Consider the following 26288-nt stretch of genomic DNA (forward strand, 5'->3'; position numbering starts at 1 on the left):
ATATGTCGGGAATTATAAAGACGATTAAGAGTTTTCCAAAGGTATTTTGGGTATCCAATACCATGGAATTATTTGAACGATGGGCATGGTATGGATTTTACATGGCCTTCGCTCTTTACCTTGTGGGCTCAAAAGATACAGGTGCATTAGGTTTTTCTTCAGCTGAAAAAGGTACAATAATGGGTACAGGTTCAATGCTTTTATACCTGCTACCACTATTTACAGGTGCCATTGCCGATAGAGTTGGTTACAAAAAAATACTCATCTTATCTTATGCCATGTACGTAAGTGGCTATTGGATGGTGGCTACTTTTAATAGCTTTACAATGGTATTTGCTGCGTACATCTATTTAGCGGTTGCAGGTGCATTATTTAAGCCTATCATTTCAGCTATGATATCAAAAACTTCCACAGCAGAAACTGCTTCAATAGGTTTTGGTATTTTTTATATGATGATTAATATTGGTGGTTTTATAGGTCCGTTTATTGCCGGTGCTATTTACCAGAAAAGTTGGGATTGGGTATTCTACATTTCTATGATTACCATCTCCATCAACTACATATTCGTTTTCTTCTTTTTTAAAGAACCAGGTAGAGAAGATAACAAAGATAGTGAACCCTTAGGACAAGTATTTTTGCAATCACTTCGTAACATTGTTATTACATTAAGTAACTTCAAGTATGTATTGTTCCTATTAATAATGGTTGCCTTTTGGACAGCATTTAACCAGCTTTATTATGCATTCCCGGTATTTGTTGATGATTGGGTAGATACATCAAACCTATACAATGCGCTGCATGCTGTGTGGCCATGGTTGGCCGAAAGCATTGGCACTCCTGAAGGAACCATTACTGCCGTTACGATAGGTAGTTTTGATGCCTTCTTCATCATTATCTTCCAAATTTGGATCTCAGGCATCGTAATGCGTTACAAACCATTGAATGCTATGATGAGTGGTATATTTGTATTGGCCATTGGTGTTGGTATGATGTTCGCTTTCCAAAACAGTTTCTTTGTAATATTGGGTGTGCTTATTTTTAGCATTGGTGAGATGGCCAGTAGCCCTAAGTTTACCGAATACGTTGGTAGCATTGCTCCGGCTGATAAAAAAGCACTGTATATGGGAACATCCTTTTTACCAATTGCTGTTGGGCACCAATTAGCAGGTGTTGTATCAGGAGATATTTACGATAAAGCAGCAGGTAAACTTTACCTATTAAAGCAAGAAGTTGCCAAACGAGGTTTAGAAATTCCAGAAGTTTCAGACACGTTCACTAAGAATGACTATTGGAATAAAGCAGCTGAAATGATGGGCATGAATAACTCTGAGTTAACAAACTTCATTTGGGTTAACTACAATCCTTCAAAAATATGGATGCTTTATGCAGGAATTGCCGTTAGTGCTGTTGTTGCTTTGTTTATTTACGATAAGTTCATACTTAAATCAAAAGCATAAAAATTATCATATGACTTTAAGCCCGAAGCACATTGCTTTGGGCTTTTTTAATGCCAAAAAATATAATAACGCCATAGTGAGTTATACCGTTTGGTCAGTAAAAATGAGCCTCATTTTCAACTACACTCTTTATTGAACCAACGGCATTTACCATTCTTATAAGCAAAATGATTTAAAGCTCATTTTGTAATTGATTGGTATTAGATACAACAAAGCCTGAGTTATAATGACTCAGGCTTTATTATATAAGAATATAATCGTCTTAATTAACGGCGACGGTTTCCTCCGCGATTTCCTCCACGGTTACCACCACCTTGTCCACCTTCTTTTGGTCGGGCTTCTTTAATGTTGATAATTTTTCCATCGTACTCAGCACGATCTAGTTCTTTAATAGCTTTACGAGCTGCCTGATCATCAGACATCTCAACAAAACCAAAACCACGTGATTTCTTAGTCTCACGATCCTTGATAACTTTAGCGGATGTTACCTCTCCGTACTCTTCAAATAGGTCTACCAAATCCTCATCCCAGATGTTATCTGTTAAACCAGCAATAAAAATATTCATGTATTACATTTAAAAAATTAAACCCCGGCACCATCCAGGCACCATACTATTTTGTATTTAAAAAGAGGAGAATTGAAGATTTGAAATGTAGTTGACTTCAGAAGAAACGAAGAATGTACTAGTATTCAGGAATTTATCAAAAACTTGTCTTTTAAATATGCAACAAAGGTAGATAAATAATCAAGAGTGCAGCAAAATGGTAATATAAAGAGTGTTAAAACAGTAGCAAGTAGTTGCAAGCAAAAGCAATCGTCAGATTGGTTTCAGGCATTGTCAGATAGGTATCAATGAATGTAACAGGTTTTTAAGTGATTGTCAGATGGGTAATCGCTAATGTCAGATGGGCATTATTGGATGTTAATGTGGTTTTAAGCGTTGTAACTGGCGTTTTAACCATTGTAAGTGGTGATTTATTTATTGTGAGACACGATATTTCGAGTGTTACATGGAGTTATGGTGATGTCAGACACGATTTAACGACTGTCAGCAACGATTTTGCAACTGTAGATTGTGATTCAGAGACTGCAACATTGGATTCAGCCATGTGATGGATGGATTTATCGTACGTCAGCAACATTTTTTTTGTGTGTAAGCACGTATATTACAACTGTCAATGTCAATTATTTGACCTTCACTCGCTATTTAGTCATTGTTTCATATCATTTGGAGGATGTAGCATTAATAATGGTTAATGTATTTTTGATATTAGAGCAAAGTCGACCTACTCATTTAAGTGTAATTGAAGGTCGGAAGACTGTAAGGACCTAACAAGCGATGATTGCAACGCGAGCCTATTGAAAAATTTTATTCATAGCAGAACGACTTTAGGCTTGGTCGTGGTCAATCATTCAAAAAATAAACTTACTTTTAAATAAACCTTCACAACATGGATTACCTCAATACGATTAAAAAAATAAAGGCGCTGGCCGAAACCGGATTGGTTTATGCGCAAAACGGCTATGAAGTAGAGCGCAACCAGGAGCTAGTTGACCTGAGTAAAGAATTAATGGCTGCCATAGCCAATAAACCCATTGAAGCAATAGATAAATTCTATTTACCACCTAAGGAATATCCCACACCAAAAGTTGATGTTAGAGCATTGATTTTAAATGAGAAGGATGAAGTCTTATTGGCTAAAGAAATGATGGATGGTAAGTGGTCGATACCCGGTGGTTGGGCCGACATAGGGCACAGTCCATCAGAAGTTGTTGTCAAAGAGGTGAAAGAAGAAACAGGTCTTGAATCAAAAGTTGAGCGTGTACTAGCCATCTATGATAAACGCTGTCATCCACATCCGCCACAGCCATGGTACGTTTATAAAATCATGTTTCTATGTAAATCAACTGGTGGAGAACTAAGGGGCAATTTCGATATTGAAGAAGCCAATTGGTTTGCCCTTGATAAACTACCTCCGCTATCGGAAGATCGCATATTGAAATCTCAGATTAAAGAGTTGTATCAACTAGCTAAACACCCTGAACTTCCCATTGTGTGTGATTGATTTATTAAAGATTTAAAAGTTAAACGCTCAATATTTAACAACTAAATACAAACTCTATGTCATTTGCCGGCCATGTATTAGCAATGATTCAAACCATGCGAAATAACCGAAATCTTGTCCATAAACGAGATAAACTATTTACCGGTCTGAACAAGCGTATTTCAAAAAACTACCGTCACCATACAAAGCAACAAAAGAAGATGAGTGCTGAGCAGCTTGAAGCATTACGTTCTAAACTTATTAAAGAAAACAGGCAATTGTTCGTCAAGAAAGTTATTGTTCTGAGCCTTGTAATTGGTTTTATCGTTGTATTCTTTTTGTGGTTGAATAATGCTATGGATTTAAACGTCATCAATGAACGATATGGATTTTAAACAGAAAAAACCTGCTCTCCACCACGAGAACAGGTTTTCGATTTTGATTTAAAATAACGTTTAACCAAATACCAAGCATCAAAATCCACTAAAGATGACTGGTCAAAATTAAACTACATAGTAGCCGTTGCCACTTCTCACATATAACTTGTGTGTTCACTATATATTTATCCAATACCTGATTTTGAAATTGACCTGAAAGCGTTTATTTCGAAAGTTTCCGGCTTCAAAATCCTCTTTCACGACAATAAAAAAATCACTCATTGGTCTGAATCGCCATTGTATCATACTATTGATATTCATATTTTCTTGTTGGGTATTGTACTGAACCAATGTCGTCCAGTTTAAATCTTTTTTTAAAGCAAGCTCTGAAGTAAAAGCTGCCAAATGGTAATTCTCCAATCCTTGTGGCTCAGGGAAATCGAGGCGACAATAATTATAATCAAGCAGCAAGCGGCCCCATGGCTCAATGCGATAACTCAAGCCCATATGAGCTGATGTTTTCTTTCCATTGTAAAACGAACCGTACTCCAAGGTTGAGGATACCTGAAGTCGTTTTCGTCCGTCGCTCCGCCAATATGCACCAATACTCTGATAATAATATTCGCCTGCTGGCAATGGCTTATCGTTGTGTAAAATATCTCTCGGTGCTAAAAGGCTTGCTTTTTCATAATTTAAAAACAGATTAAAAGCACTCCGGCTTTCAAACTCACCCCAAAAGTTGAGCGTTCCACTATAATCGCTTACCTCACCCGATGGGTTGGTAAATACACTAAAACGATGCCCGGGTGTGAAGTAGAGAAATACATCACTTTCAGGATAAAAAACAAGGCTTGTGAAATTAGTAAACTCTGTAAACCCTTGCCTGAACTCAGTATTATCTACATCATTTTTATGATACAAACGCGGCACAAAGCCCATATCGGCAATGTAATTATCACCTACCTGATAAATTTTATTGTTGATGCGAAGTTTTGAAGAAGCATAATTGAGTTCTCCTCCGGCAAAATGTGCATTGGAATAGTTCTCCGGATTAAAACTATTATGATACTTCAAACTACCTGTCCAGCTGCCGGATGCATTCATATAATCAAACTCCAAACCAGCCGTGCGGTTATAGTCATCTTTATCAAACTTGTACACATCATATAGCGACTGACGATTGGTAAAAACGCCTTTAATTGCTGAGCGCTTAAATACGCCCCACTGAAAAGAAGCCGCTGAATAGTTTTGAGACGCCTGGTCTTTGTAAGATTCATTGGTAACATTTAATAAACCAATGCGCACATCGTCAGTTACATTACCAGAGAAGCGAACTCCATAAACCATGGGTACATAATCCCATTCGTACATACCAATACGTCGTGTATACAAAGATTTAATACGATTATCGCTGGCCACGGTTGTATGGTCGGAGTATGATCCAAAGCTTGAAAACAAATCACCATTTTCAAGAAAGAAGGAGCGCATTTCGGGCAAGTAATATTCAAAACGATAGAAATCGATGTACTGCCTGTCAACATAAACGGTTGAGAAATCGGGGTAAACAGACAGGTCGAGTGATAAATCGGAGCCGATACTCATTTTGGCATCCAGGCCACCCGTAATGTTTGACTCAAGCTCTGTACCTTCAAAAAAATCATTTACCAAACCTCCCGATAAAGATGGGATCATGATTAGCTGTCCTCCATTGTTTTCGGGCACATCATCTTTGAAAAACACTTCACCATTGTAGCCAAAATCGAGACCTGAGAAAGCCATGGGAAAGCGAGACCAGATATCATAAGCCGCACGTTTCATATCATTCCGAATGAAGTTAATGCCCCAATCTGCATTTTCTTCATTAAACTTAATGGACGTAAATGGGATGGCCATTTCGTATACATAGCCATAATCTGTTATACGCGCTTCACCTTCCCAAAACTCATCCCAGAAAGGATCGAGATATGGATTGGCACCTCGCTGTGCCAGCGTTCCATCAAGCTGAACACCCTGTGAGTTCATGCCAAATATATAACCGTTTTTATCATTATTATTTGGGTCGAGGGAAACACAAAAAGCATCACTGCTCCAATAATTACCTTCATCGTCGCGCCTCATTGAAAGCGTTACAGGTTTTGGATCCTCTTCGTAACAGATGGCCCCAACATAGATATGAGTATCATCGTACGTAATGCGAACTTCTGTTTTTGCCATCGCCGGAATTGTATCAATTGGCCAGTGTTGCCAAAACTCATCAATCAAGCGGGCCTTGCGCCATCCTTCCTCATCAAGCTGACCATCAATAATGAATGCTTGCTCTGTTTTAGTAATATGTATCCGGTTTAAACCGGGTGCCTGGCCCAATGACCAAACAGATATACACATAAACATTAATAGGCTTAGCACAGGACGCATATAATCGTTTTTTAAATTTCATGAGCGAATGTATGGTTAAAACTCGCCTGTGATTCGGGAAGTAGACAAACGTATGTCTACAGATGATAAACCGTATAAAACCATACAAAAGTGATTCAAAGTGAAAGAATCGGGTTGTTAGTCGCTTCAATAGTGCATTTTGTCGATACGAGTTGGAGTTGGCCTGTCTTATTAATATTTTTAAATCAAAATTAGGTTGAATGAACAAAGCCAACACACATATTTTATTTAAGTACCGCTGGTTATGGCACGTCATCTTTTGGGTAGTATCGTATTTGTTTTACTCGCTATCGTATGGCGAATACAACAACAACTATGCTTTTGAGTTTCAATCGAACCTGTACTTTTTACCCGTTCGAATGATTGGTGCGTATACGTTTATTTACCTGGTAATACCTTTTTTATTAAAACGCAGATATTACCAGTTTTTTGGTTTAACAGCACTTCACTGGATATTTTATGGCTTTATAATTTGGATGGTCTACTACAAAGTTCCTCTTTACGGATTGGAAGGCGACTACCCGATTTTCTATTGGCCAAAGATTATTGTAGCTGCCTTAACCAACTATGAAGTTCCGGCATTGGTTGCAACAATTAAGTTATTTAAAGTATGGTATTTGGATCAAAATAAGAAGCAAGACCTGATAACACAAAAACAACAAGCAGAACTCAACTTTCTGAAAACTCAGGTGCACCCGCATTTTTTATTCAACACACTTAATAACCTGTATGCGCTGACCTTAAAAAAGGCCGATGAAGCACCCGATGTAGTTATTAAGCTAAGTGACTTATTGCGTTATATGCTTTACGAATGTGGTGAAAAGTTTGTGCCTTTAACAAAAGAGCTCACTTTCCTGACGAATTATATAGAGTTACAAAGCATCCGGCACGATAAGAGCATAGTTAACATTAAGCACGAACGCATTGGCGAACCCGGGAATAAGGTCATTGCTCCCTTGCTTTTACTACCCATTATCGAAAACTGCTTTAAACACGGCATAACGCAAGGCGATAAGGAAGTGCAAATACAAATATTACTAAGCATCGAAGAAAATAAACTGACAATGCATGTTAAGAATACCCTTAACGAGCGCATCAAAAACTTTACCGACGGATTAGGCATTAGTAATGTACGACGACGATTAGAGCTTATCTATCCCAATCAACATGCATTTGAGATTAATACCGATGAAGGCTTTTTTGACGTGATGATTGAGATTAGACAAATAGGAAAAGACTTAGAATTGAAAACTGATTGACAAAACGTATCGATACAAATTTAAACTAACGACTAATCAACAATGCGAATCAACTGCCTGATTATAGATGATGAACCTTTAGCTGTAGAAGTCATTCAGAACCACATTAACAAACTGGATTCATTGAATGTAGTGGACACATGTCATCGGGCAGCCGAAGCATTTGACATCTTACGCACTAAAAAGATTGATTTGCTGTTTCTGGATATTCAAATGCCGGGCTTGACAGGTCTTGAGTTTCTACGCTCCTTGCGTCATCCGCCTAAAGTGATTCTCACAACAGCTTTTAAAGAATATGCTTTGGAAGGTTATGAGTTAGATATTGTTGACTACCTGATGAAACCTATTTCATTTGAACGATTTGTTAAGGCCGTGAATAAGTTTTTTGAGCAACAGCCTCGCGATATTGAATTGCACCAGGCCAAACCAGCCTGCGACGATAACAATTTTCTATACATACGTACGGGTAAGATGGTGCACAAAGTTTTGCTGAAGGACATTGAGTATGTCGAAAGCCTTAAAGACTATGTGAATATTCACACATCTGACAGAACCATTACGGCTCGTCAAACCTTATCATCAATTGAGAACATGCTGAATGAGGAACGTTTTATGCGCATTCATCGCTCATTTATTGTATCCATCAACCACATAAGTGGCTTTACAGCTACCACAATTGCCATTGCCGACAAAAACCTACCCATTGGTCGCAACTACAAGCAGCAGGTGTTTCATCAGTTAAACTACCATCCAGGAGATGAGTGAAAAATAAGAGAGGCGAATTGAGATAAGAGAGGCGAGCGGAGTATAAGCTTAGGAGATGTTGGCGATTTGCGGCCCTGAATAAAAGATTGCCAGATCATTTCTCAATTTGCAGTTCACCAGTTCATCACTGCTTTATAAACTTTAAACTCTTAAACTAATCTACAATTCAGCAACTCCACAACATTTGATAAGTTTTATAGTTCTCTAACTTAACTAACCTTCGACAGGCTCAGGGTGCAATAAATTAAACAGCGATGTACCAATGCAACAGAGGTCTCTCTGCTCATTTCTCACTTCTCATCTCTAAATATTATCTTTACCGCCACAAAACAAAAATATGGCTTCACAACAAGAGCAAACGAGCGGTTATTTATACACATTTATGGCTTTTCTTACCTGGGGCTTATTCCCAATTTATTGGAAGATGTTAAGTCATATTGACGCCATGGAGGTATTGGCACATCGTATTTTTTGGTCGCTTATTTTTGTATTACTGCTCCTGTTTTGGAAAAAGAAATTACACCTCACCCCTATATTTAAGAACAAAAAAGCGCTTTCAACACTGATTATAACAGGTATATTAATCGGTGCCAACTGGGGCATATTTATCTATGCCGTTAATGCCGGACATATTATTGAAGCCAGCTTAGGCTATTACATTACGCCATTATTAAATGTGGGATTAGGTATGCTCTTCTTAAATGAGCGCTTAAATAAGGTTCAGTTTGTGGCACTGATTTTGGCCGCTGCGGCGGTTTTATATCTGACAATAGACTTTGGTCGTTTTCCATGGATTTCGATTTTACTGGCATCAAGTTTTGCCATCTATGGACTATTAAAAAAGCTAAGTGGCGTTGAAGCTTTGCCTTCGTTAGCAATTGAAACGCTTGTGCTGGCCCCGTTGGCATTGGCTTTTATTATCTACAAAATGGCACAGGGCACAGGGGCCTTGTTTGCCGAAAACAGAACAATTGATTTTTTACTTATAATGGCTGGTGTTGTCACAACCATGCCTTTATACTGGTTTGGAATAGGCGCCAAGCGTATTTCACTAACATCAGTGGGTTTTATGCAATATATTGGCCCAACCATTATGCTGTTTTTAGGTATTTTCATGTACCACGAAGGTTTTCCTCAGGAAAAACAGATTGCTTTTGCAGCAATTTGGGTGGCACTGGCATTGTATAGTTATTCCGTTGTGACAGGATACAGAAGACGAAAAGCATAGATTAAGAGTTACTTTTAAAGCTTCAATTCATACGCCCACATCAAAAAAGGTTTTAACTTCATTGTTCACTTTAATTGATAATAAGATATGCAGTTTAAGGTCATTCCGTTTAAAGAACTTTCATTGGAAGAGTTATACCAACAACTACAATTAAGAGCCGAGATATTTGTTGTAGAACAAAATTGCGTCTATAATGATTTGGATGGCAATGATGAATTGGCCCATCACCTTTTAGTACTTGATGAAGGAAAATTAACGGGCTATGCGCGTATGTTGCCTCCAGGTAGTCGATTTAAAAATGCATCCATTGGACGATTAGTTGTTCATGCTGATTACCGTTTTAAAGGCCACGCTCGCAAAATTATGGAAGAGGCAGCTAAGTTTTGCTTTTCAAGCTGGAACATCGAATGTATTAACATTAGTGCACAGAAATATTTAAAAGCTTTTTACACTAGTCTTGGCTACAAGATTGTCTCTGACGAATACCTCGAAGATGGCATTCCGCATTTAAAAATGGAACTTAAAAAATCTAATAACCAGTAGCTAACAACTAAAAAATTGTATTTTTAAAGTCAAACAACTTTTCATGAAAGACCAAAAAGCCATCTTACACAAATGCCTGAAGAATGATTGGCCGGCATTTGTCATTTCTGGAACCGATATATGTGCAGTTGAAGCCATGGAGGCCTACCTTAAAGTTGCCAGGCAAAAAGGTTGTAGTAAAGAGTTTCTGGATGACATGCAATTGGTCATTGATGAAATGCGCCAGTTCCAGAGCGAAGAACCAGAACACATTAAGGTGCCGGATTAGATTTCATAGACTGTTAGAACTTAGACATAAGACAAAAGACTTATTTATTAAATGTCAAAACGTTTCATTATAAAACCATGGTTGATTGTTGGATTACTTCTGGTTATCCCAACATCACTTTTTACGGCCATTGAGCTTCTAACACTGAATGATCAGGAGGAAGTAATTGAATCGATTTATACCAAGCAGCTGGAATCAGTTTTATCTTCCATCAACCAACACACTGATGACATTGCCAATAATTGGATAGATGATCATGAATCAAATACAGATCTTTCAAAGCTAACAGGCACCTTTGAAGAATCATTATCTGGCTTTCCATACATCCGATCCTTTATACTTCACCCGATTGATTCAATATCACTCAACCTGGGGAGTTTTTCTATATCCAACGACACCCTAAAAAAGGAGATTGTGAATCAGTTATTAGCTCACAACAACGAAATAGAACAACTAAAACGATACATTAAAAGCGGTTACCGTAAGATTATAGGTATTGATTTGGAGTACCAACAACATCTCTCGATGCTGGTGTATGTTAGCCAGGTACAAACGCAAACCTTCCTCAACATCTTATTATTAGATGCCCGCCAATTTATTAGTGAAGTACTTTCGCCACGTATTCAAATGGTGGCCGGAAACGATTTAATCATCGTCGTTAGACATAACAAAACAAACGAGCTTATTGCTTGCAGCTTACTTAATGAAGCACCTGATGAAGTGGTGAAAGAACAGGCCATCTGGTTACTACCGGACTATTATTTGGGTATTCAACCGGTTGGCATAAGCATTAGCGAGCTGGCTAACAAGCGAGCCACACAAAACATCGGTTTGCTAATATTAGTCGACATATTATTGATAACTGGTGCATGGCTGTTTTATCGAAATGTTAAAAGAGAGCTACACCTCGCTAAGGTAAAATCCGACTTTGTATCTAATGTATCCCACGAAATCCGAACACCGCTTGCTTTAATAAGTATGTATGCCGAAACACTTCAGCTAGGCCGATTAAAAGAAGAAAGCAAGCGACAAAAATATTACAACATCATTTACCGCGAAACCCAACGCCTTTCTGGCATCGTTAACAACATCCTTAATTTCTCGCGCATTGAAAGCGGTCGGCAAAAGCTTAGTTTTGGAAATGTGAATATTAACGACATAGTGGAAGATGTAAACAACAACTACAATTACCATTTTAATGAAAAAGGTTTCACAGTAGATACTGACATCAACCATGAGCTAAGGTCTATTAATGCCGACAAGCAAGCACTTACCGAATGTGTCATTAATCTGGTTGATAACGCTGTTAAGTATAGTGCGGATACAAAAAAAATACATCTACGAACCGGAGTCAGAGCAAGCTACCAATTTATTGAAGTCAGTGATGAAGGCATTGGCATATCGCCCAAAGAACTCAAGCACATATTTGATAAATTCTATCGGGTTACCAAAGGTGCCTTGGCTCATCATGCCAAAGGCTCAGGCTTAGGACTTAGCATTGTTAACCATTTGGTACAGGGGCACCAGGGCAAAATAGAAGTTGAAAGCACAGAAGGGAAAGGCAGTACCTTTAGAATATTATTACCAATCAATAACTCTGCAAAACCATGAATACAAAGCGCATTTTAGTAGTTGAGGATGAACCGGATATGCAATCAGGCATTAAAGACAACCTGGAGTTTGAAGGCTATGAAGTAGAAACAGCATCTGACGGAAAAGAAGGTTTAGGCAAGATATTAACGAATAGCTTTGATTTAGTATTGTTAGATGTGATGCTTCCACTCATCAGCGGCTTTGATGTATGTAAAAAAGTACGCCATGAAGATAATGATACCCCTATCATCTTTTTAACAGCAAAAGGAGAAGAGATCGATAAGGTTATCGGCTTAGAGTCAGGTGGCGACGATTACCTAACCAAGCCATTTAGTCTGCGTGAATTGTTAGCCCGTGTAAAGGCAGTGCTTAGGCGGACAGAAAAAAAAGAAACCAGCAATTCTTCTAAAAAGATAGAAATTGGCAAACTTACGGTTGACTTTGAAACCTATACAGCCACTGTAAATGGTGACGTTGTAAAAATGACCAGTAAAGAGTTTGAGATATTGCAATACCTGCTCAAACACAAAAATGCCACTATCAGTCGCGACAGCCTTCTGGATAATGTTTGGGGATATGATTTTCAGCCAACAGCGCGTACCATTGACAACTTCATTTTAAAACTTCGACATAAAATAGAAGATAACCCCAATGATCCGGAAATCATCATCACAGTACATGGCATGGGGTATCGATTGGTTAGAAGTTAGAAGCTGTACACAGAATAGATTTACTACTTGATGTTCTTTTGTCGAACTAAAAAACCGTCGAATTGGTGAATCGTAATATTGTTGATGGTCTACAAGTTGAAGAGTTTAAATAATATCAGATGAACTGTGAATTGGTGAACCAGAAACCGGAAACATAGAACAAAGAACCTGAAACTTTTTACCCTTCAACAAGCTCAGGACGCTCCAGATCAAGCCACTAAACCACAAAAACCCAAACATGTAAACTCTTCAACTTCTATACTTTTAACCAGTTAACCAGTTCTTCAATTCTGCGCTTCGACTATAACGATGACATTTTGATGACAATTAATGACAACGTATGACATCATTTTGACGATGCGGTGTTATGCCCCCCATACATTTGCTTTTGTAAATAAGTTAATAACCACAATAAAAACTTTAGTTATGAAAGCAAGAAATCTTTTTTCAGTATTGGTGATTTTAATCGGATTAAGTACCACCGCTATGGCACGCACACCTGAAGAGGTAGCCATGAAAAAATGTTGTAAGCAATTGAATAAAGAATTAAGAAAGAGTTTACGCGGCCCTAGCTTTGATTATTTAAAACCTGATTGTTGCGAAACCTTGGTTGTAAAATTCAGAGTTGACAAAGACAACAAATTGATTTTCCATAAAATTGTTGGGGAAGATGAAGAATTAATGAAGTATGTTGAGAATACACTTAAAGACAAGGAATTTTATGCTGTAAACTCATCTCTACAAGGAAAAATGGTTCGTTTCCCAGTTAACTTCCAACATGTCGAATAGTCAATCTCCGTCGCCTGGATTTTTACTGTTTTTTGGAAAATTACCGATTATCCTTACTTTTAATCGTCGATATACAACATGATAGCTAAAACACTAAGATATTTCACCGTTATTGGTGCGCTCCTACTCTCGTTCGCAAATGTTAACTCCCAAGTACTTCAGGAAGAACAATCCCTTGAAGGCCACTGGAAGTTCTCCATCGGCGACAATGAGCAATGGAAAAACCCAGACTATGATGATAGCCATTGGCAACACATCAGAGTTCCCGACTCGTGGGAGTCACAGGGTTACAGTGACTACAACGGTTTCGCCTGGTATCGAAAAACTATCCGCCTCGACATTGTTCCTTCAGAAGATTTAATACTTATCATCGGTAGTATCGACGATGCTGATGAAGTATATATTAATGGTCGCTTTGTTGGTCGTACCGGCGGTCTTCCTCCTCACACCAAAACTGCCTATAATCAAGAACGGCGTTACCTTATTCCTCAAAGCTACTGGCAAAAGGGCAGCAACCTCATCGCTATACGAGTATATGACCTTTATAACAACGGTGGAATCATGGGCGGTCCGGTTACACTTAACTCAAACCTGTCTAATAAAATATTAAACCTCAACCTGGCCGGCAACTGGAAATTCGCTGTGCATAATCAAGCAGGGGCACATGAACCCAATTACGATGATTCAAACTGGAGTTCCATCGAGGTTCCTGCCTATTGGAAAAGTGCCGGTTGGCCCGATTATGACGGGGTAGCATGGTATCGCAAATCGTTTACCATACCACATGAGCTAAGAGATAAAGAATTGATTTTACTAGTCGGTAAAATTGATGATGAAGATAAAACATGGTTTAATGGCACTCGCATTGGGGGTGTTTCACCTAGTGGCTCACGCTCTTCGTTAGCCCGTGGGCTAATGGGTTCATATCAATCACACAGAACATTACGTGCCTATAAAATACCTGACTCTGCTATTAATTATAACGGAACAAATACCATAGCTGTACGTGTGGTCGACACTGGACTTGACGGCGGTATTTATGAAGGTCCGGTTGGGATAATGACCAAAGAGCAATACAAGAAGTTTGAGGAGATAGTTCGTAAAGAACCTAATTATTTTGATGTTTTCTGGGAATGGCTAAACAACTAATTATGAAGAGAAGACATCTACATATCATCACCATCGTTGCACTGATGCTTTCAACAGCATTGAGCGGTTTAAATGCGCAAAACCTGCGCGATTATATGTCGCTAAATGGTAAATGGTATTTCTCTATTGGTGATGACCCTGATTGGGCACGTTATCACTACAACCATTTTAACTGGGAAGAAATACGTGTACCATCCATGTGGGAGCAACAAGGATTTAATGGCTACGATGGATTCGCCTGGTATCGTAAAGAAGTGAACATACCGCAAGACGCTGAAAATTTAAGCTTATGGCTCGATTTGGGTTACATCGATGATGCAGACGAATTGTATCTAAATGGTGAACTCATTAACGGCTCAGGAAAGTTCCCTCCTGAATTCGAAACGGCCTATAACGCCCATCGACTGTACAAGCTTCCTGAGCAACATTTAAAATACGGACAAACCAACGTTATAGCCGTACGCATATACGATGCCTATAAAGAAGGTGGTGTTATTTCAGGCAACATACGCCTCAGGGCTGAAATAAACCCCTTACGTCCCGACCTTTCGCTAGAAGGCAAATGGAAATTTAAAACAGGCGATAAATCTTATTACAAAGAAGCCAGCTACAACGATAGCAACTGGGACGAAATAATGGTACCCGGTGCCTGGGAAGCACAGGGCTACGACAATTACGATGGCATGGCCTGGTATCGTCACACTATTACACTTCCGCACGAGTTGAAGGATGAACGCCTGGTTATATTATTGGGTAAAATTGATGATGTAGATGAAGTATACGTCAATGGTGAGTTAATTGGTCAGACGGGCGAAATCAGTGAAAATTTCTTCTTTGTTTATGGTGAAGCCTGGCGCGCTTTAAGAGGGTATACCATTCCTCCTCATCTGTATAAAAACACCCAGAAAATGACGATTGCTGTCAGAGTGCAAGATCAAACGCAAACAGGGGGTATTTATGAAGGTCCGGTGGGTATTATCACCATGGATAAATACATTGAGTATTGGAACGAGAAAAGGAGATAATAAGTCTGAAGCTCAAAGTCCAGAATCCGGATCATTTTATTGAAAAGAGAGAGACGAATGATATAAAAACGTCTTCACTTTAGCCATTAAGCGAAGTTCTATAACGCAGTTATAAGGATGGGGCGCAAATATTCAAATATTGCAAGCTAGTTTATCAGTCACTATATCCATACCCATTCAATTATCAATTGTTTATAGGTATTATCGTAATTTAATATCCTCTATTTTAACACCTTCAGGTAAACCACCAGGAAAACGAGCGAATTTATTCATTTGATTCCAGGATATATCTGAAGGATACATTATAGAATAAGGACTTAAAGCTGTATCGTATGATATACCAGCACCAACAATAATATTAAGAGGTAATGTAATAACACCATACGCACCATGTGATAGTGGTAGTAACATGTTAGCAGAACTCCACATACTAATACTATTCGCATTATTACTAGATAAAGCAACATAAATCAAACCATCCTTAACATGGTGCTTCTTAATCAATACAATCGTGTTTTTCTTATTGTTTAAGGTCATCAGTGTCATTGTACTATCATCAATACAAATAATTTCCCCTTCAACATATCTCCGTTCTTCTATTTCTGTTCCTTTAAAATAAGATCCAAAAACGTACTGTTCCATCTCGTTGGGTTTAGGCAAGTGCCACATAGGGGAACAAGCCATAAATATTATACAATGAGCTATTATGAAGAAAACCTTATTCATGATGGCTATTTAAAAGATTCTCGCAATCTACTGTTCCAAAACGCCCTTTCCATATCATCCTCTACCAACTTAAATTCGCGGGCCAAAGCTTTCCATTCTCCGGCATGATTCATTAACATCCGCTTTAACCTTTTATGGTCTTTATACTGCATCCATTCACTTCGTATCCACTCCAGGTAATAACCTTTTGACAATAGGAATACAGTATTTGAATATTCGGCAGGTAAAGCAGGTAATTCAAACACAAAATGATAGCGTTCACCAGGTAATGACACCAGATAATCGGCATCATTGTCGCACACCAATGATAGTAATTCTTTGTCCATACTTTTATCATAGGACAGGCATGCACATGGATGTACTATTTCTGCATCTGCTTCCACTATATTATGTGATAATCCAATATAATCTAGACGCCAGAGCCCTCGTGTCATATTAATTTTCAGATGCAAATCATCACCTATTATCATATTATCTGGTAATGGAACTAATACCTGATTACTGGCAATGGGGCCTGTTTCATAAATTTCATCCACTTTCTTCCATTTCTTATTCTTTAGGCAATAATAACTTATTTCTATACCACCCAACAACTCATATGGTTTACTAACCATTTTACGTTTACTTTCATCTCTTTCAATCTGAGATAAAAAATCGCCAACTTCATTTCCCATGTACGAATAGCCTGTATAAAGCAGGAAGGTTGTTAATAGGGTTTGCCTATATTGCAGCACTATACCTTTCGGTGCTGAGCTGTTCGTATTGAATCGCATAATGATTTCTTCCTTTACTGACAGGTCATCATGATCTGATTCGGAGAAGTACTCAATTCCATCTGAGGCGCAAAGTTGGGGTAGAATATTGTGATCATTAACAGATACACTGCTAGGCGACATGGGGTGTTCTGCCGTATAAAAACGATTGTCTTGATCTACAAAGGCAGATTCATGCTGAGCCGTCTTTACAGCCAACAGACTTAATTGATTGACTACATGCGTTTCTAAAGCCTCATTGGTCATGATTAAATTAAGATATGATTCTGTTGTTACGGTTCTCAAAGCATCAATATCTTTCATTTCCATCGATGGGGTGATAGCACTAGAGAATCCTTCAGCCCTTGTCTCCAAAAGCTTATTATTATTGCCGATAAAAAACGTAGGACAAGAGCCCCAACAGGCTTTTGGGTTAGTGGCACACATTATTGTTAGAGCCATGTTAACACCCGTTATTAAGGCTAAAGCGCTAAACCTACTTTGATCCAATGATTGTAATACTGAATAATTATTTGTTTCAAGCAGTGTTACCTCATCAAAGACATATGCCAAATCCCCTTCATATTTAACTTCTCGATTATAATCCCATTCTATACCTATGCCCTTAAGGCAATCTTGCTCAGCATAAACTTGCCAATTCTGTAAAATACTAACACCCCCATTTTTAAGATGAACTTTTATAAACGGCACTTGTGTTGAATCCAAATGCACCAAATCGTTCATTGAAGAGTAATTTGTTCTTAGATTGTGAGAGACAAAACGCTTACTGCACAATGAAAAAATAATAACGCTTACAAATAAACCATATCTTAGGAAAGAACTCTTCATCTCGGGGAAATGATTTCAGGTCTTTTTCTTTCAGTTGTAAACAAGTTACTACCATAACGCTTCTAAGTCAATAGATACCATATTTACCTGCCTGTTTTGTAATGGTAAAAGAGAACTATAGAGTCTCTATTATTGGCATTCGATGCTAGAAAATTTCAGTCGGAGCATGGTCATCAGCCAATGTAATCCGAAAAAGCATTAATCAACACACGTTTTAAGTAATAATCTGCTCTACCATACCTGCTACTTCAAGCCCCACGTTACGTCCTATATCATGCAAAAGTAAACTACCATTTTTATTACTTAGCCATATTTCCACAGTGGAAGTCATACTCTCGCTGATACGTCCGTCCATAAAACCATTGATTGGTGAAGCCAGCTCAGTGGCATCTTGTCGGTGAGCAATTATTTCAAGTCTGTATTGCTTATTCTCCATGAACAGTTCAACCACCTTCTTATCGGCATACGATCGCAGCAATTTGGTGCGGTTATATGTGGTAAACTGAATCAATTGCCCATTAAAATACAAGCCGGCTATAAAACCAACGAACGAGCTGCCCAGCCAGGGAATATTAGCAATCGATGCTTTTAAGGAAATGCCTGGTTTAGAAAAATGATTGCTCTGTACCCAAAAGTAAGCACTCGGAAATGAGCGCCCCCAGTCTTTTTCGATATAACCACGTCCACCTGTAAAATCAATAAGCTGCCCAATAATTTCAAGTGCGCCTTTAATACAATGATCCATGCTTACAATACCATGGTAACACTCCATAAAAGGGATAAAAGCATAAGGTCCCATTATGCCCGGCGAGTACCAATTACTGGGCCAGGGAACATCGTTTTCAAATTGCAGATGCCCTTTCAATCCAGGTAAATCCAATGTCAACTCTGATGACCGGAAGCGATTATCATCAATAAGAACATCAAAGCTATCTGAGCGTGGCACAAAACTATCTGCCGGAAAACGAAAATAATTGGCTTCGCAATTTTTACCATCCAGTACTTGTACAAAGGCGTGCTTTTGCCCCTGCTTATCCATGGCAATACCCGGAATAAAAGCAAAGGCATGACACTCATCAGCACTGATAACTTTGTAATACCAGCCCTCAAAATAATTACGATTAATACCCCAGCCGTGGTAACGCTCGGGGTGAAATAAGGCTTTTAGTTTTTTTATAAACATATTACTCGGTAATTCAATGATGCCAATCATGTACATGAAAGGTAATCAGATTCTGTTATTATACAACAACAATAATCCTAATACCATTGTACTGAAGCAGATAGACTTATGACACTAATCATACAAACTATATTATGCCTTCAAGTCATTTAGAGTTTTGCTTTATTGGTTCTATATTGATAAAATGACATTTATTACAAAATTCCGGAGAAATGTTTTTAAACCATAGCTGCCTGAATCGTTGGTAACTGTCTGAATTAAGAACATCGATAACGTTAGTATTAAATACATTCCCGAAGTTTAATTCTTTAGGAAAAGGCTTCGCACAACATGGTGCAATATAGCCATCCCAACAAATATAGAAATGAGTCCATGGGAATGAGCATTTTTGAAAACTGTTATCAGTACTAAATTTTCGCTTTGTCACAATAACGTCAGGGGTATTTGATATTGTCTCCTCAAGCTCATTTAATGCGTAATTAAACTCAGAAGATTGATAAAAACTATAATACGATTGTTCTATATCAGTAACCGAAGCAAGGTTGAAAAGTGTAAAATCCAGATATTCAACTTTAATTTCTTGCGCATATTCGACTAGCAAAGGCATGTGCATATAGTTTTCTTTCGTTACAACCATATTTAACATGATGTCAGTATCTGACTTAGCTGCTTTCTTTGAAAGGATTCTAAGATTATTATCTAAAATCCTAAAATCTGATTTTAAACGGATCTGGTTATAAACATCATACAACCCATCTATCGAAACCTGAATTGTATCAATTTGCCCTAACAAATCATCAACTCTTTCGATGAAATTAGGTAACACTGCATTCGTTGACACAGAAATTATTATTCCTTTATTCTTCTTTTTAATGTAATCAACAATTTCTTTAATGTCATTATATAAAAAAGTTTCTCCCATTCCGGTCAATCCAATGGAATCTAAATAAGGCCATACCTCATCAATTATTTTTTTTGCAGACTCAACATCCATTCTCCCTTTGTCCATAGACCGTCCATAATCATATTCACGAGGACAGGTGGTGCACTCTAGGTTGCAATGATTAGTTAATTCCATCATAATGGTTGATGGATAAGCTACTCTTGTTGACTTGACAGTTTTCAGAAATAAATGATAAACCTTATTGAAAACATATAAGAAGAAGTATTTTCCTCTAGGTAAATTCGTAAGCCTTTTTATTGCTTTTTTTACTTTACGTTTGTTCATAATTGACACAATAGTTCACATTCCACTAACCCAAAATTCATTAATAACTTGCTAATTATAGCTTCAGCAATCACCTATCCATAGATTATAATGGAGTTCGAAATTAACAAAAACATATACTTAATTAGCCATAACACTTTATTTATACATCAACTATAACGTGATACTTTTGAATGTATTACAAATGTTAATAAAATGGTTAAGACCAATTCTGTTTTCTTCATGAAATTATTTATTTGGCTTGGAAGAATCGTCTATTTTGCAAATCCCCCATACCTGTAATGACCAATTATCTTATAATCAAACAGGCAGTCTTGCAAAACTTGTCCGGCTCCAATATTATGAACTATCAGATGACGACTGCCATCACTTGATTTCTGGCGAACCACAATGCCAATATGCGTTAAGCCACGGCCCAAATCCCAACAAACAATATCGCCGGGAAGGTAGTCTGCTGCATTTTGGGTCATCGCTAATTCTTTTCCATAGCGCGAAAAGAAAACCATCAGATTAGGAACACGCCTATGGTCTATGTTTTTATCGGGTCGTGTTAAGCCCCAGTTTTGAGGATATAATTCAAAATTATCACGCATATCTTCATGCACCATTTTTTGTAAGTCGATGTCAAGCTTGCGGTAGGCACGAATAACTACATCGGTGCACACACCTCGATCGGCTGGCACATCGCCATTGGGGTAGTCGAGGCGAAAATACGAAGGATCGTAGATGACTTTTTGCTTTGTGAGTGTTAAAGTGGAGTCGGCTAATAGCTGTTGAAAAGCAGATTGGGCACACAGACTCTGGCCAATAACAATGAGAAATAAAACCAGTATAGTGTTTATGTTCATAATTTGTATTTCTAAAGAATTGAAATAAAAAGCCTTTCCTTAAATGGTTTTATTCAAATGGTTCTTTTGGTAAGGCTTTCAAGTTTTTAACATAGCGCTCATTGTTATAGGGCTTTTTGTATTTCAACACATCAAATAACTCAACTACCAGACACTGCCCTATTAACTGCCTGGTTTGAAAATCATCAAACCCTTGATTTACTAACCGGTCGTATGTCAACTTTGTCTCAGGAGGATCATCATTAGTGAGCTGGTTATTAACAATCTCAAAAATCTGCTCTCTTAATTCTTCATTCACTTCCATAGCTTCGGCATTTAATGTATATGCAATATCACATGATGTAATCAACTGGCAATAACTATATTTTACTCATAATACTGATAAAACACTTCACTCAAATAATCATGAAAACCCCACCCCATATGAATTGTATCATCAACAATCCCTAAGGCTCTATCGTGAAACTTATCAAGTATACTATTCTTATCTGCTTCCTGTAATGCTTTTACATAGGCATTTTCCAGGCTCGTATAATAGGCTTCATCAATATCTCCAAATTCGCAAGTAAACTTTACTCCACTTTCAACATACTGAAGCAATAAGTCAATTTGCGCATTAACCGAAACACCTAACTTTTTAAATGCAGTGATAGCATTTCGAGCAGTAGACAGTTTGTAACCATAACCACGTTTAGGGTAAAAGGCTTCATGCACCTTTATTTTATACTCTTCCAACAGCCCTTCTTCATCCGGATTGGCATAAAAATCAAAATACTCTTTAACGGGTTTGTATTTCTTATAGAGCTCACCTATATGCTTTATTAGCTCAGCCTTATCCAGTTTGTTTAATTCTGATTTCACTTCTCTGAATCCCATTGATCTATAATTGCGGTTTCTATTTTATCAAGCGACATTTTTTTGGTTTCAACCAATCGGTTTTCAAATAAAAAATAACTCGTGATTAAGACTACTAAACTAGTAATGGACACAATATAAACCAGGTATTCTGAATCAAAAATTGAAGGGTATATAGCTGCATTGTTTATCGTATTCGGCACCCAGCAAATCAATGCAAATAAAATCATACCTCGTCCTCTAATCGCATTTGGCAGATACTCTAATATAATGATTGTTGCAGTTGTGGTGATAGTATAAATTGATAAGAAATAATATAAACATATAGAGACCCAAACTACCATCGGACTATTTGCTACCAAAGAGACCACAATAATTATGGCAGCAAATATCATAAGAGCAATCATTCCAAATTGTAAAAGCCCTTTTCTACCAAAATAATCTATCGATAAAACGCCTGTTATAGCGGCGACAAGCCAAATAGCAAGAGAGATGGTATCTATATAGTTTCTTTGAACATCTATGGATTTTTGGAGTAACATCAGAAAAAACAGTTGCGAATTAGCGAATGATAACAGAATAGCCAATACAATCATAGCAAGTAATAATTTTTTCCTAATTGGCTTAAAAAAGTAGCTAAATGTTAAAGCGTTTCTTGACTCATTTATTCGTGAACCTGGCAGATACTTTATCACCAACAAAATCAATAATGGCAGGATAAAATAGGGTATTTGAAGGTGTGCATATGTAATATCCAATTCAGCGATGTTGATTTCGAATGAACCATACCAATAACGGTAAATCAATACACCAACAATGGAGATATTAAGAAATCCAAACAGAATCTTTCCTCGGTGCAATGGATTGGCAACTTCGGTAATTAAAACCTTGAAACCAATCATCAGATAACCAAAAGTAAAACACAGTACGAAGCGTTGAAGAATAATTAAAATGAACGAATCATTAAACTGTAATATTAAGCTAACAACAGATAGGCCTATTAAATCAACTAAGGCGATTTTTTTTAAAATTCCATTTATCAATGGCTAAGCCCCCAATTAAAACTCCAATAGCACTCGCTAAAAAAGTGGTTAAATTAAAAAGCTGTTGATACCACATATATGTACCTTCATCAGATAATAAGTGACGGTATAAAATGGATGCGCTATTATCAAATCCTTGTAGAATTGGAATAATACATAGGCAAAGAAACACTAAAAAAGTTGTTGTTGTCTTCATTATGGGTCGATTAAAAAGATGTATGTATTACAATGATGCACAACAAAAAGTTGCTCAATGCAAGATGTATGATATGCCAGATTATTTTCATTACATGACTGCTCTAATTAACAGAAACAGTGCTATACCCCAGGTCAATAAACCCACCCAATTGCTCTTTACCTTAATTAAGTGATAATGGTATATCGAACTTGGAATACCCAATAGAATCAAACCTGCAATCAAGGCGGTGGTGTTCCACCCATCATCGATTAACTCAAAATAGCCATCGAATACAAAACCATAGATTATAAAAGCGTTGATGTTGAGCATGTCATAAATAGCCAGTATCTTAAGTAAGGTTGACTGATTGTATTTCTTGTTTTTTAAATATTCTAATACCGTGTAGGCAATAATGGCAATGGCTGGTAGATAGATAAATGGCATAGGTAGATAAATTTAGCTAACTGATTTTTCTCTTTCTTAAAAATGCACAATACCAAACACTTAACCAAGCCTCTTACGTATTAAAATATTATGAATACTTTTTCACACCCAATAAAACCATGACATTTATCATATTGACATTCACAATTAACTCCCATAATTTGCCGCCTTGTAATCGTTTAGCCTAAAAACAATTTTCATGAACAAATCTCACGACCGCTACTGGCGGATGTTTAATAATGTGGAGACGGTGCTGGATGAAAACAGTGCTGTCTGGACACCGGTTCCGATTATAACGGAACAGAAGAACCTGCTGGATGAACTCATCCAGCGCATTGAAGGGGTATATGGCAATAACCATGCTGATGCAAACGCCATTACCCGTAATAAAGCCAACATTAAAGAAGCCTTGATGATGAAAGCCTCTATTCTGGCAGCTGCGCTTTATGTATATGGCGACATGACAAACAATGAGGTGCTAAAGAGCTTTAAAAAGGTAAGTAAGTGGAACCTTGATAATATGAAGGAAACAGAGTTGGTATCAACGACTCAGTCCATTATACAAGCGGCTAACGAAAACCGGGAAGCTTTAGCGCCTTTTGCAGTGGCAGAGCCGCAAATTACTGAGCTTGAAACCTCACTGGATGATTTCAGCGCATTGATTGGCCAGGCGCGTAACGTGCGTAACAATGTATACGCCAACATCAAAGAGGCCGACCAGCTATTTGACGAAGCCAATAACTTGCTTCGTAACCGAATGGATAAAGTGATGCGTCTGTTTGAAATTAACAACCCTAAGTTTTTCGATCTATACACGCGTGCCCGTGTGATAGTCAACTAAACCAGACTTCTAAACGATTACAGTACACAAACACCCAAAGACGATGCTCTGCGGGTGTTTTTTAGTGCACTATTACACAAGTAACTTTACGGATTAATCAATTAAAACGCCGGAACGTCCAACATTTATTACGGGGTAAACAAAACACTTGACGGATTAAACCCCGCGAGTACCAGGTTGTACAATCAACAAGGCGGACTAGCCACCAAAGTATACGGATTGAACATTACTTATAGCGGATCGTACAATCAACCTAACGGGTTGGCTGATTGAACTGACGGGTTGGCAGTTGCTTTTCGTGTTGTGCTTTTTTTTACCACCTTTATACGGTACGATTATTCAATGACACCATCTTTATGAAACACTTCTTTTATATTCTGCTTAGCATAGTGCTATTTTATAGTTGCAAGCAGCAATCGCATCCAAGGTTTGTCTTCAACGAAATAGAAACACCTACCCAGGCCTCCATTCGAGGTTTATGCGTTGTTGATGAGCAGTGCCTTTGGTTGTCGGGATCGGGTGGCACAGTTCTTAGAAGCATGGATGGCGGACAACACTGGAAGGATTGTTCAATAGCTTCAGAAGCAAAAAATGATTTCCGAAGCATACATGCCTTTGATTCGCTGCGTGCCATTGTAATTGGCATTAATAACCCGGCTGTAATTTATTCAACATCCGATGGTGGTACAAACTGGAATACCATGGACACTTTGGTTGCCGATGGCTTATTTTTTAACTCCCTAAAATTTGCCGATGACTTGCACGGTCTGGCGGTTTCCGATCCTATTGATGGTCGTTTTTTAATAATCAGGACAGAAGACGGTGGTATGAACTGGACAAAGTGCGAAACGATTCCAATGGCGCTTACCGGCGAAAGTAATTTTGCTGCTTCTAACACCTGTATTGAGTTTTTACCAAACGGTAAAGCCTGGATGGCCAGTGGCGGAAGTACGGCCAGAGTTTATTCAAGCAACAACTATGGCAAAACATGGACGGCTTACAATACCCCTATAAAAGTGCAGCATGAAGCGGATGGCATATATTCAATCGCTTTTAATGACCAGCTGCATGGAATAATGGTTGGTGGCAATTATGAGCATCCCGAGCGAAACGACAGCATTGCTGCCTTTACCAATGATGGAGGTAGTAACTGGCAACAATGCGATAAAATGCCACAGGGCTTTCGTTCCTGCGTACAACACTTTAGCGATGGCACTAGGTCAATAGCAATTGCCATGGGCAAAACCGGTTTTGATTATTCAACCGATAATGGACAAAGCTGGCATGCAGGCAACAATAATGGCTACTACACTATACGACCGATTCCCGGTCAACTGAGCGCTTACACTGCTGGCTCAAATGGACGACTGGCTCATATGCAAATCAAAATGCAATAGTTAATGAGGTAACTATTTATACCAGATTTTAATATTGACAATAATGTTGTCGCAAAATAAAGGTACTGAATGGGCTATTCGCCCAATTGATAAAATATTTAGGACAACATTCATTTAGAACGTATTGAAAAAGACAACTATTAAAGACGGTTAAAAAAGAGCCTGATGCTAACATCGGGGAACGTTAGGTAGTGCCACTATCTTCATTGGGGTAAAGTAGATAGGGTGCAGTTCTCATATTACGCAGCATTTTTAGTGTAGTATACGTCAGAAAAATGTTTCCAAAAACCATCCCATCT

28 protein-coding genes are annotated in these 26288 nt (G+C 38.0%); 16 read left to right on the top strand and 12 right to left on the bottom strand.

The features are described from left to right. Positions 1-2 precede the first annotated feature (2 nt). Positions 3-1457: an MFS transporter gene (locus JIV24_RS14890; protein WP_200465856.1), complete on the top strand. Its 1455-nt coding sequence runs from the start codon at positions 3-5 to the stop codon at positions 1455-1457. A 266-nt stretch (positions 1458-1723) separates the two neighbouring features. Here the strand turns inward: JIV24_RS14890 and JIV24_RS14895 are convergent, their stop codons facing one another. After that, a complete protein-coding gene (locus JIV24_RS14895) occupies positions 1724-2023 on the bottom strand; it encodes an RNA recognition motif domain-containing protein (RefSeq protein ID WP_200465857.1) in 300 nt (99 codons plus the stop codon). Positions 2024-2331: 308 nt separating this feature from the next. Here JIV24_RS14895 and JIV24_RS14900 point away from each other — a divergent pair, with 308 nt between their 5' ends. The 3 genes from JIV24_RS14900 to JIV24_RS14910 all read left to right on the top strand — a co-directional run bounded on the left by JIV24_RS14900 (position 2332) and on the right by JIV24_RS14910 (position 3898). After that, on the top strand, positions 2332-2571 hold the full coding sequence (locus tag JIV24_RS14900; protein WP_200465858.1) for a hypothetical protein: 240 nt from the start codon (positions 2332-2334) through the stop codon (positions 2569-2571). Positions 2572-2909: 338 nt separating this feature from the next. Continuing rightward, positions 2910-3524, top strand: coding sequence for an NUDIX hydrolase N-terminal domain-containing protein (locus JIV24_RS14905; RefSeq protein WP_200465859.1), 615 nt, complete (start codon positions 2910-2912; stop codon positions 3522-3524). Positions 3525-3580: 56 nt separating this feature from the next. Next, positions 3581-3898: a hypothetical protein gene (locus JIV24_RS14910; RefSeq protein ID WP_200465860.1), complete on the top strand. Its 318-nt coding sequence runs from the start codon at positions 3581-3583 to the stop codon at positions 3896-3898. A gap of 159 nt (positions 3899-4057) precedes the next feature. Here JIV24_RS14910 and JIV24_RS14915 read toward each other — a convergent pair whose 3' ends face one another. Next, the gene (locus JIV24_RS14915; protein WP_200465861.1) at positions 4058-6295 is read right to left on the bottom strand and encodes a DUF5916 domain-containing protein; all 2238 of its coding nucleotides are present in this window, start codon (positions 6293-6295) and stop codon (positions 4058-4060) included. A gap of 221 nt (positions 6296-6516) precedes the next feature. Here JIV24_RS14915 and JIV24_RS14920 point away from each other — a divergent pair, with 221 nt between their 5' ends. The 10 genes from JIV24_RS14920 to JIV24_RS14965 all read left to right on the top strand — a co-directional run bounded on the left by JIV24_RS14920 (position 6517) and on the right by JIV24_RS14965 (position 15645). Then, a complete protein-coding gene (locus JIV24_RS14920) occupies positions 6517-7575 on the top strand; it encodes a sensor histidine kinase (protein ID WP_200465862.1) in 1059 nt (352 codons plus the stop codon). A 42-nt stretch (positions 7576-7617) separates the two neighbouring features. Beyond that, the gene (locus JIV24_RS14925; RefSeq protein WP_200465863.1) at positions 7618-8340 is read left to right on the top strand and encodes a LytR/AlgR family response regulator transcription factor; all 723 of its coding nucleotides are present in this window, start codon (positions 7618-7620) and stop codon (positions 8338-8340) included. 337 nt (positions 8341-8677) lie between these two features. Further along, the gene (gene rarD, locus JIV24_RS14930; RefSeq protein ID WP_200465864.1) at positions 8678-9568 is read left to right on the top strand and encodes an EamA family transporter RarD; all 891 of its coding nucleotides are present in this window, start codon (positions 8678-8680) and stop codon (positions 9566-9568) included. An 87-nt stretch (positions 9569-9655) separates the two neighbouring features. Further along, complete coding sequence (locus JIV24_RS14935) at positions 9656-10111, top strand: GNAT family N-acetyltransferase (RefSeq protein ID WP_200465865.1); 456 nt, start codon at positions 9656-9658, stop codon at positions 10109-10111. 43 nt (positions 10112-10154) lie between these two features. Then, entirely contained in the window at positions 10155-10379 is a 225-nt protein-coding gene (locus tag JIV24_RS14940; RefSeq protein ID WP_200465866.1) for a hypothetical protein, read from the top strand. Between the two features lie 51 nt (positions 10380-10430). Next, positions 10431-11990 (top strand): sensor histidine kinase, encoded by a 1560-nt coding sequence (locus JIV24_RS14945; RefSeq protein WP_200465867.1) that lies wholly within the window; start codon positions 10431-10433, stop codon positions 11988-11990. Then, on the top strand, positions 11987-12682 hold the full coding sequence (locus JIV24_RS14950) for a response regulator transcription factor (protein WP_200465868.1): 696 nt from the start codon (positions 11987-11989) through the stop codon (positions 12680-12682). Before JIV24_RS14945 ends, JIV24_RS14950 begins: the two co-directional genes overlap by 4 nt. Positions 12683-13108: 426 nt before the next feature. Further along, positions 13109-13471 (top strand): hypothetical protein, encoded by a 363-nt coding sequence (locus JIV24_RS14955; RefSeq protein ID WP_200465869.1) that lies wholly within the window; start codon positions 13109-13111, stop codon positions 13469-13471. Between the two features lie 78 nt (positions 13472-13549). Further along, positions 13550-14620 carry a beta galactosidase jelly roll domain-containing protein gene (locus JIV24_RS14960; RefSeq protein WP_200465870.1) on the top strand — a complete coding sequence of 357 codons (1071 nt, stop codon included), beginning with the start codon at positions 13550-13552 and terminating at the stop codon, positions 14618-14620. Positions 14621-14622: 2 nt separating this feature from the next. Continuing rightward, positions 14623-15645: a sugar-binding domain-containing protein gene (locus JIV24_RS14965; RefSeq protein WP_200465871.1), complete on the top strand. Its 1023-nt coding sequence runs from the start codon at positions 14623-14625 to the stop codon at positions 15643-15645. 201 nt (positions 15646-15846) lie between these two features. On the opposite strand, the gene JIV24_RS14970 is transcribed toward JIV24_RS14965, so the two are convergent. From JIV24_RS14970 to JIV24_RS15015, 10 genes are all read right to left on the bottom strand, one after another. Next, positions 15847-16287 (bottom strand): hypothetical protein, encoded by a 441-nt coding sequence (locus tag JIV24_RS14970; protein ID WP_200465872.1) that lies wholly within the window; start codon positions 16285-16287, stop codon positions 15847-15849. Positions 16288-16376: 89 nt separating this feature from the next. Beyond that, on the bottom strand, positions 16377-17867 hold the full coding sequence (locus JIV24_RS14975) for a hypothetical protein (RefSeq protein WP_200465873.1): 1491 nt from the start codon (positions 17865-17867) through the stop codon (positions 16377-16379). Positions 17868-18186: 319 nt separating this feature from the next. Beyond that, complete coding sequence (locus JIV24_RS14980) at positions 18187-19185, bottom strand: tocopherol cyclase family protein (protein ID WP_200465874.1); 999 nt, start codon at positions 19183-19185, stop codon at positions 18187-18189. Positions 19186-19300: 115 nt separating this feature from the next. Next, on the bottom strand, positions 19301-20383 hold the full coding sequence (locus JIV24_RS14985; RefSeq protein ID WP_200465875.1) for a radical SAM protein: 1083 nt from the start codon (positions 20381-20383) through the stop codon (positions 19301-19303). A gap of 254 nt (positions 20384-20637) precedes the next feature. After that, the gene (locus tag JIV24_RS14990) at positions 20638-21231 is read right to left on the bottom strand and encodes a DUF1287 domain-containing protein (RefSeq protein WP_200465876.1); all 594 of its coding nucleotides are present in this window, start codon (positions 21229-21231) and stop codon (positions 20638-20640) included. 49 nt (positions 21232-21280) lie between these two features. Further along, the gene (locus tag JIV24_RS14995) at positions 21281-21580 is read right to left on the bottom strand and encodes a hypothetical protein (RefSeq protein ID WP_200465877.1); all 300 of its coding nucleotides are present in this window, start codon (positions 21578-21580) and stop codon (positions 21281-21283) included. Between the two features lie 17 nt (positions 21581-21597). Further along, on the bottom strand, positions 21598-22107 hold the full coding sequence (locus JIV24_RS15000) for a DUF6155 family protein (protein ID WP_200465878.1): 510 nt from the start codon (positions 22105-22107) through the stop codon (positions 21598-21600). Beyond that, positions 22089-23129, bottom strand: coding sequence for an MFS transporter (locus tag JIV24_RS15005; RefSeq protein ID WP_200465879.1), 1041 nt, complete (start codon positions 23127-23129; stop codon positions 22089-22091). Before JIV24_RS15005 ends, JIV24_RS15000 begins: the two co-directional genes overlap by 19 nt. Next, the gene (locus JIV24_RS15010) at positions 23092-23325 is read right to left on the bottom strand and encodes a hypothetical protein (RefSeq protein ID WP_200465880.1); all 234 of its coding nucleotides are present in this window, start codon (positions 23323-23325) and stop codon (positions 23092-23094) included. Before JIV24_RS15010 ends, JIV24_RS15005 begins: the two co-directional genes overlap by 38 nt. 90 nt (positions 23326-23415) lie before the next feature. Further along, positions 23416-23751, bottom strand: coding sequence for a hypothetical protein (locus JIV24_RS15015; RefSeq protein WP_200465881.1), 336 nt, complete (start codon positions 23749-23751; stop codon positions 23416-23418). Positions 23752-23950: 199 nt separating this feature from the next. On the opposite strand from JIV24_RS15015, the gene JIV24_RS15020 reads away from it, so the two are divergent. Together JIV24_RS15020 and JIV24_RS15025 are read left to right on the top strand one after the other, a co-directional pair. Then, entirely contained in the window at positions 23951-24592 is a 642-nt protein-coding gene (locus tag JIV24_RS15020) for a hypothetical protein (protein WP_200465882.1), read from the top strand. Positions 24593-24948: 356 nt separating this feature from the next. Further along, on the top strand, positions 24949-25989 hold the full coding sequence (locus tag JIV24_RS15025; RefSeq protein WP_200465883.1) for a WD40/YVTN/BNR-like repeat-containing protein: 1041 nt from the start codon (positions 24949-24951) through the stop codon (positions 25987-25989). Positions 25990-26288 lie beyond the last annotated feature (299 nt).

The sequence above is a fragment of the Carboxylicivirga marina genome (assembly GCF_016612505.1).
GTDB lineage: Bacteria > Bacteroidota > Bacteroidia > Bacteroidales > Marinilabiliaceae > Carboxylicivirga > Carboxylicivirga marina.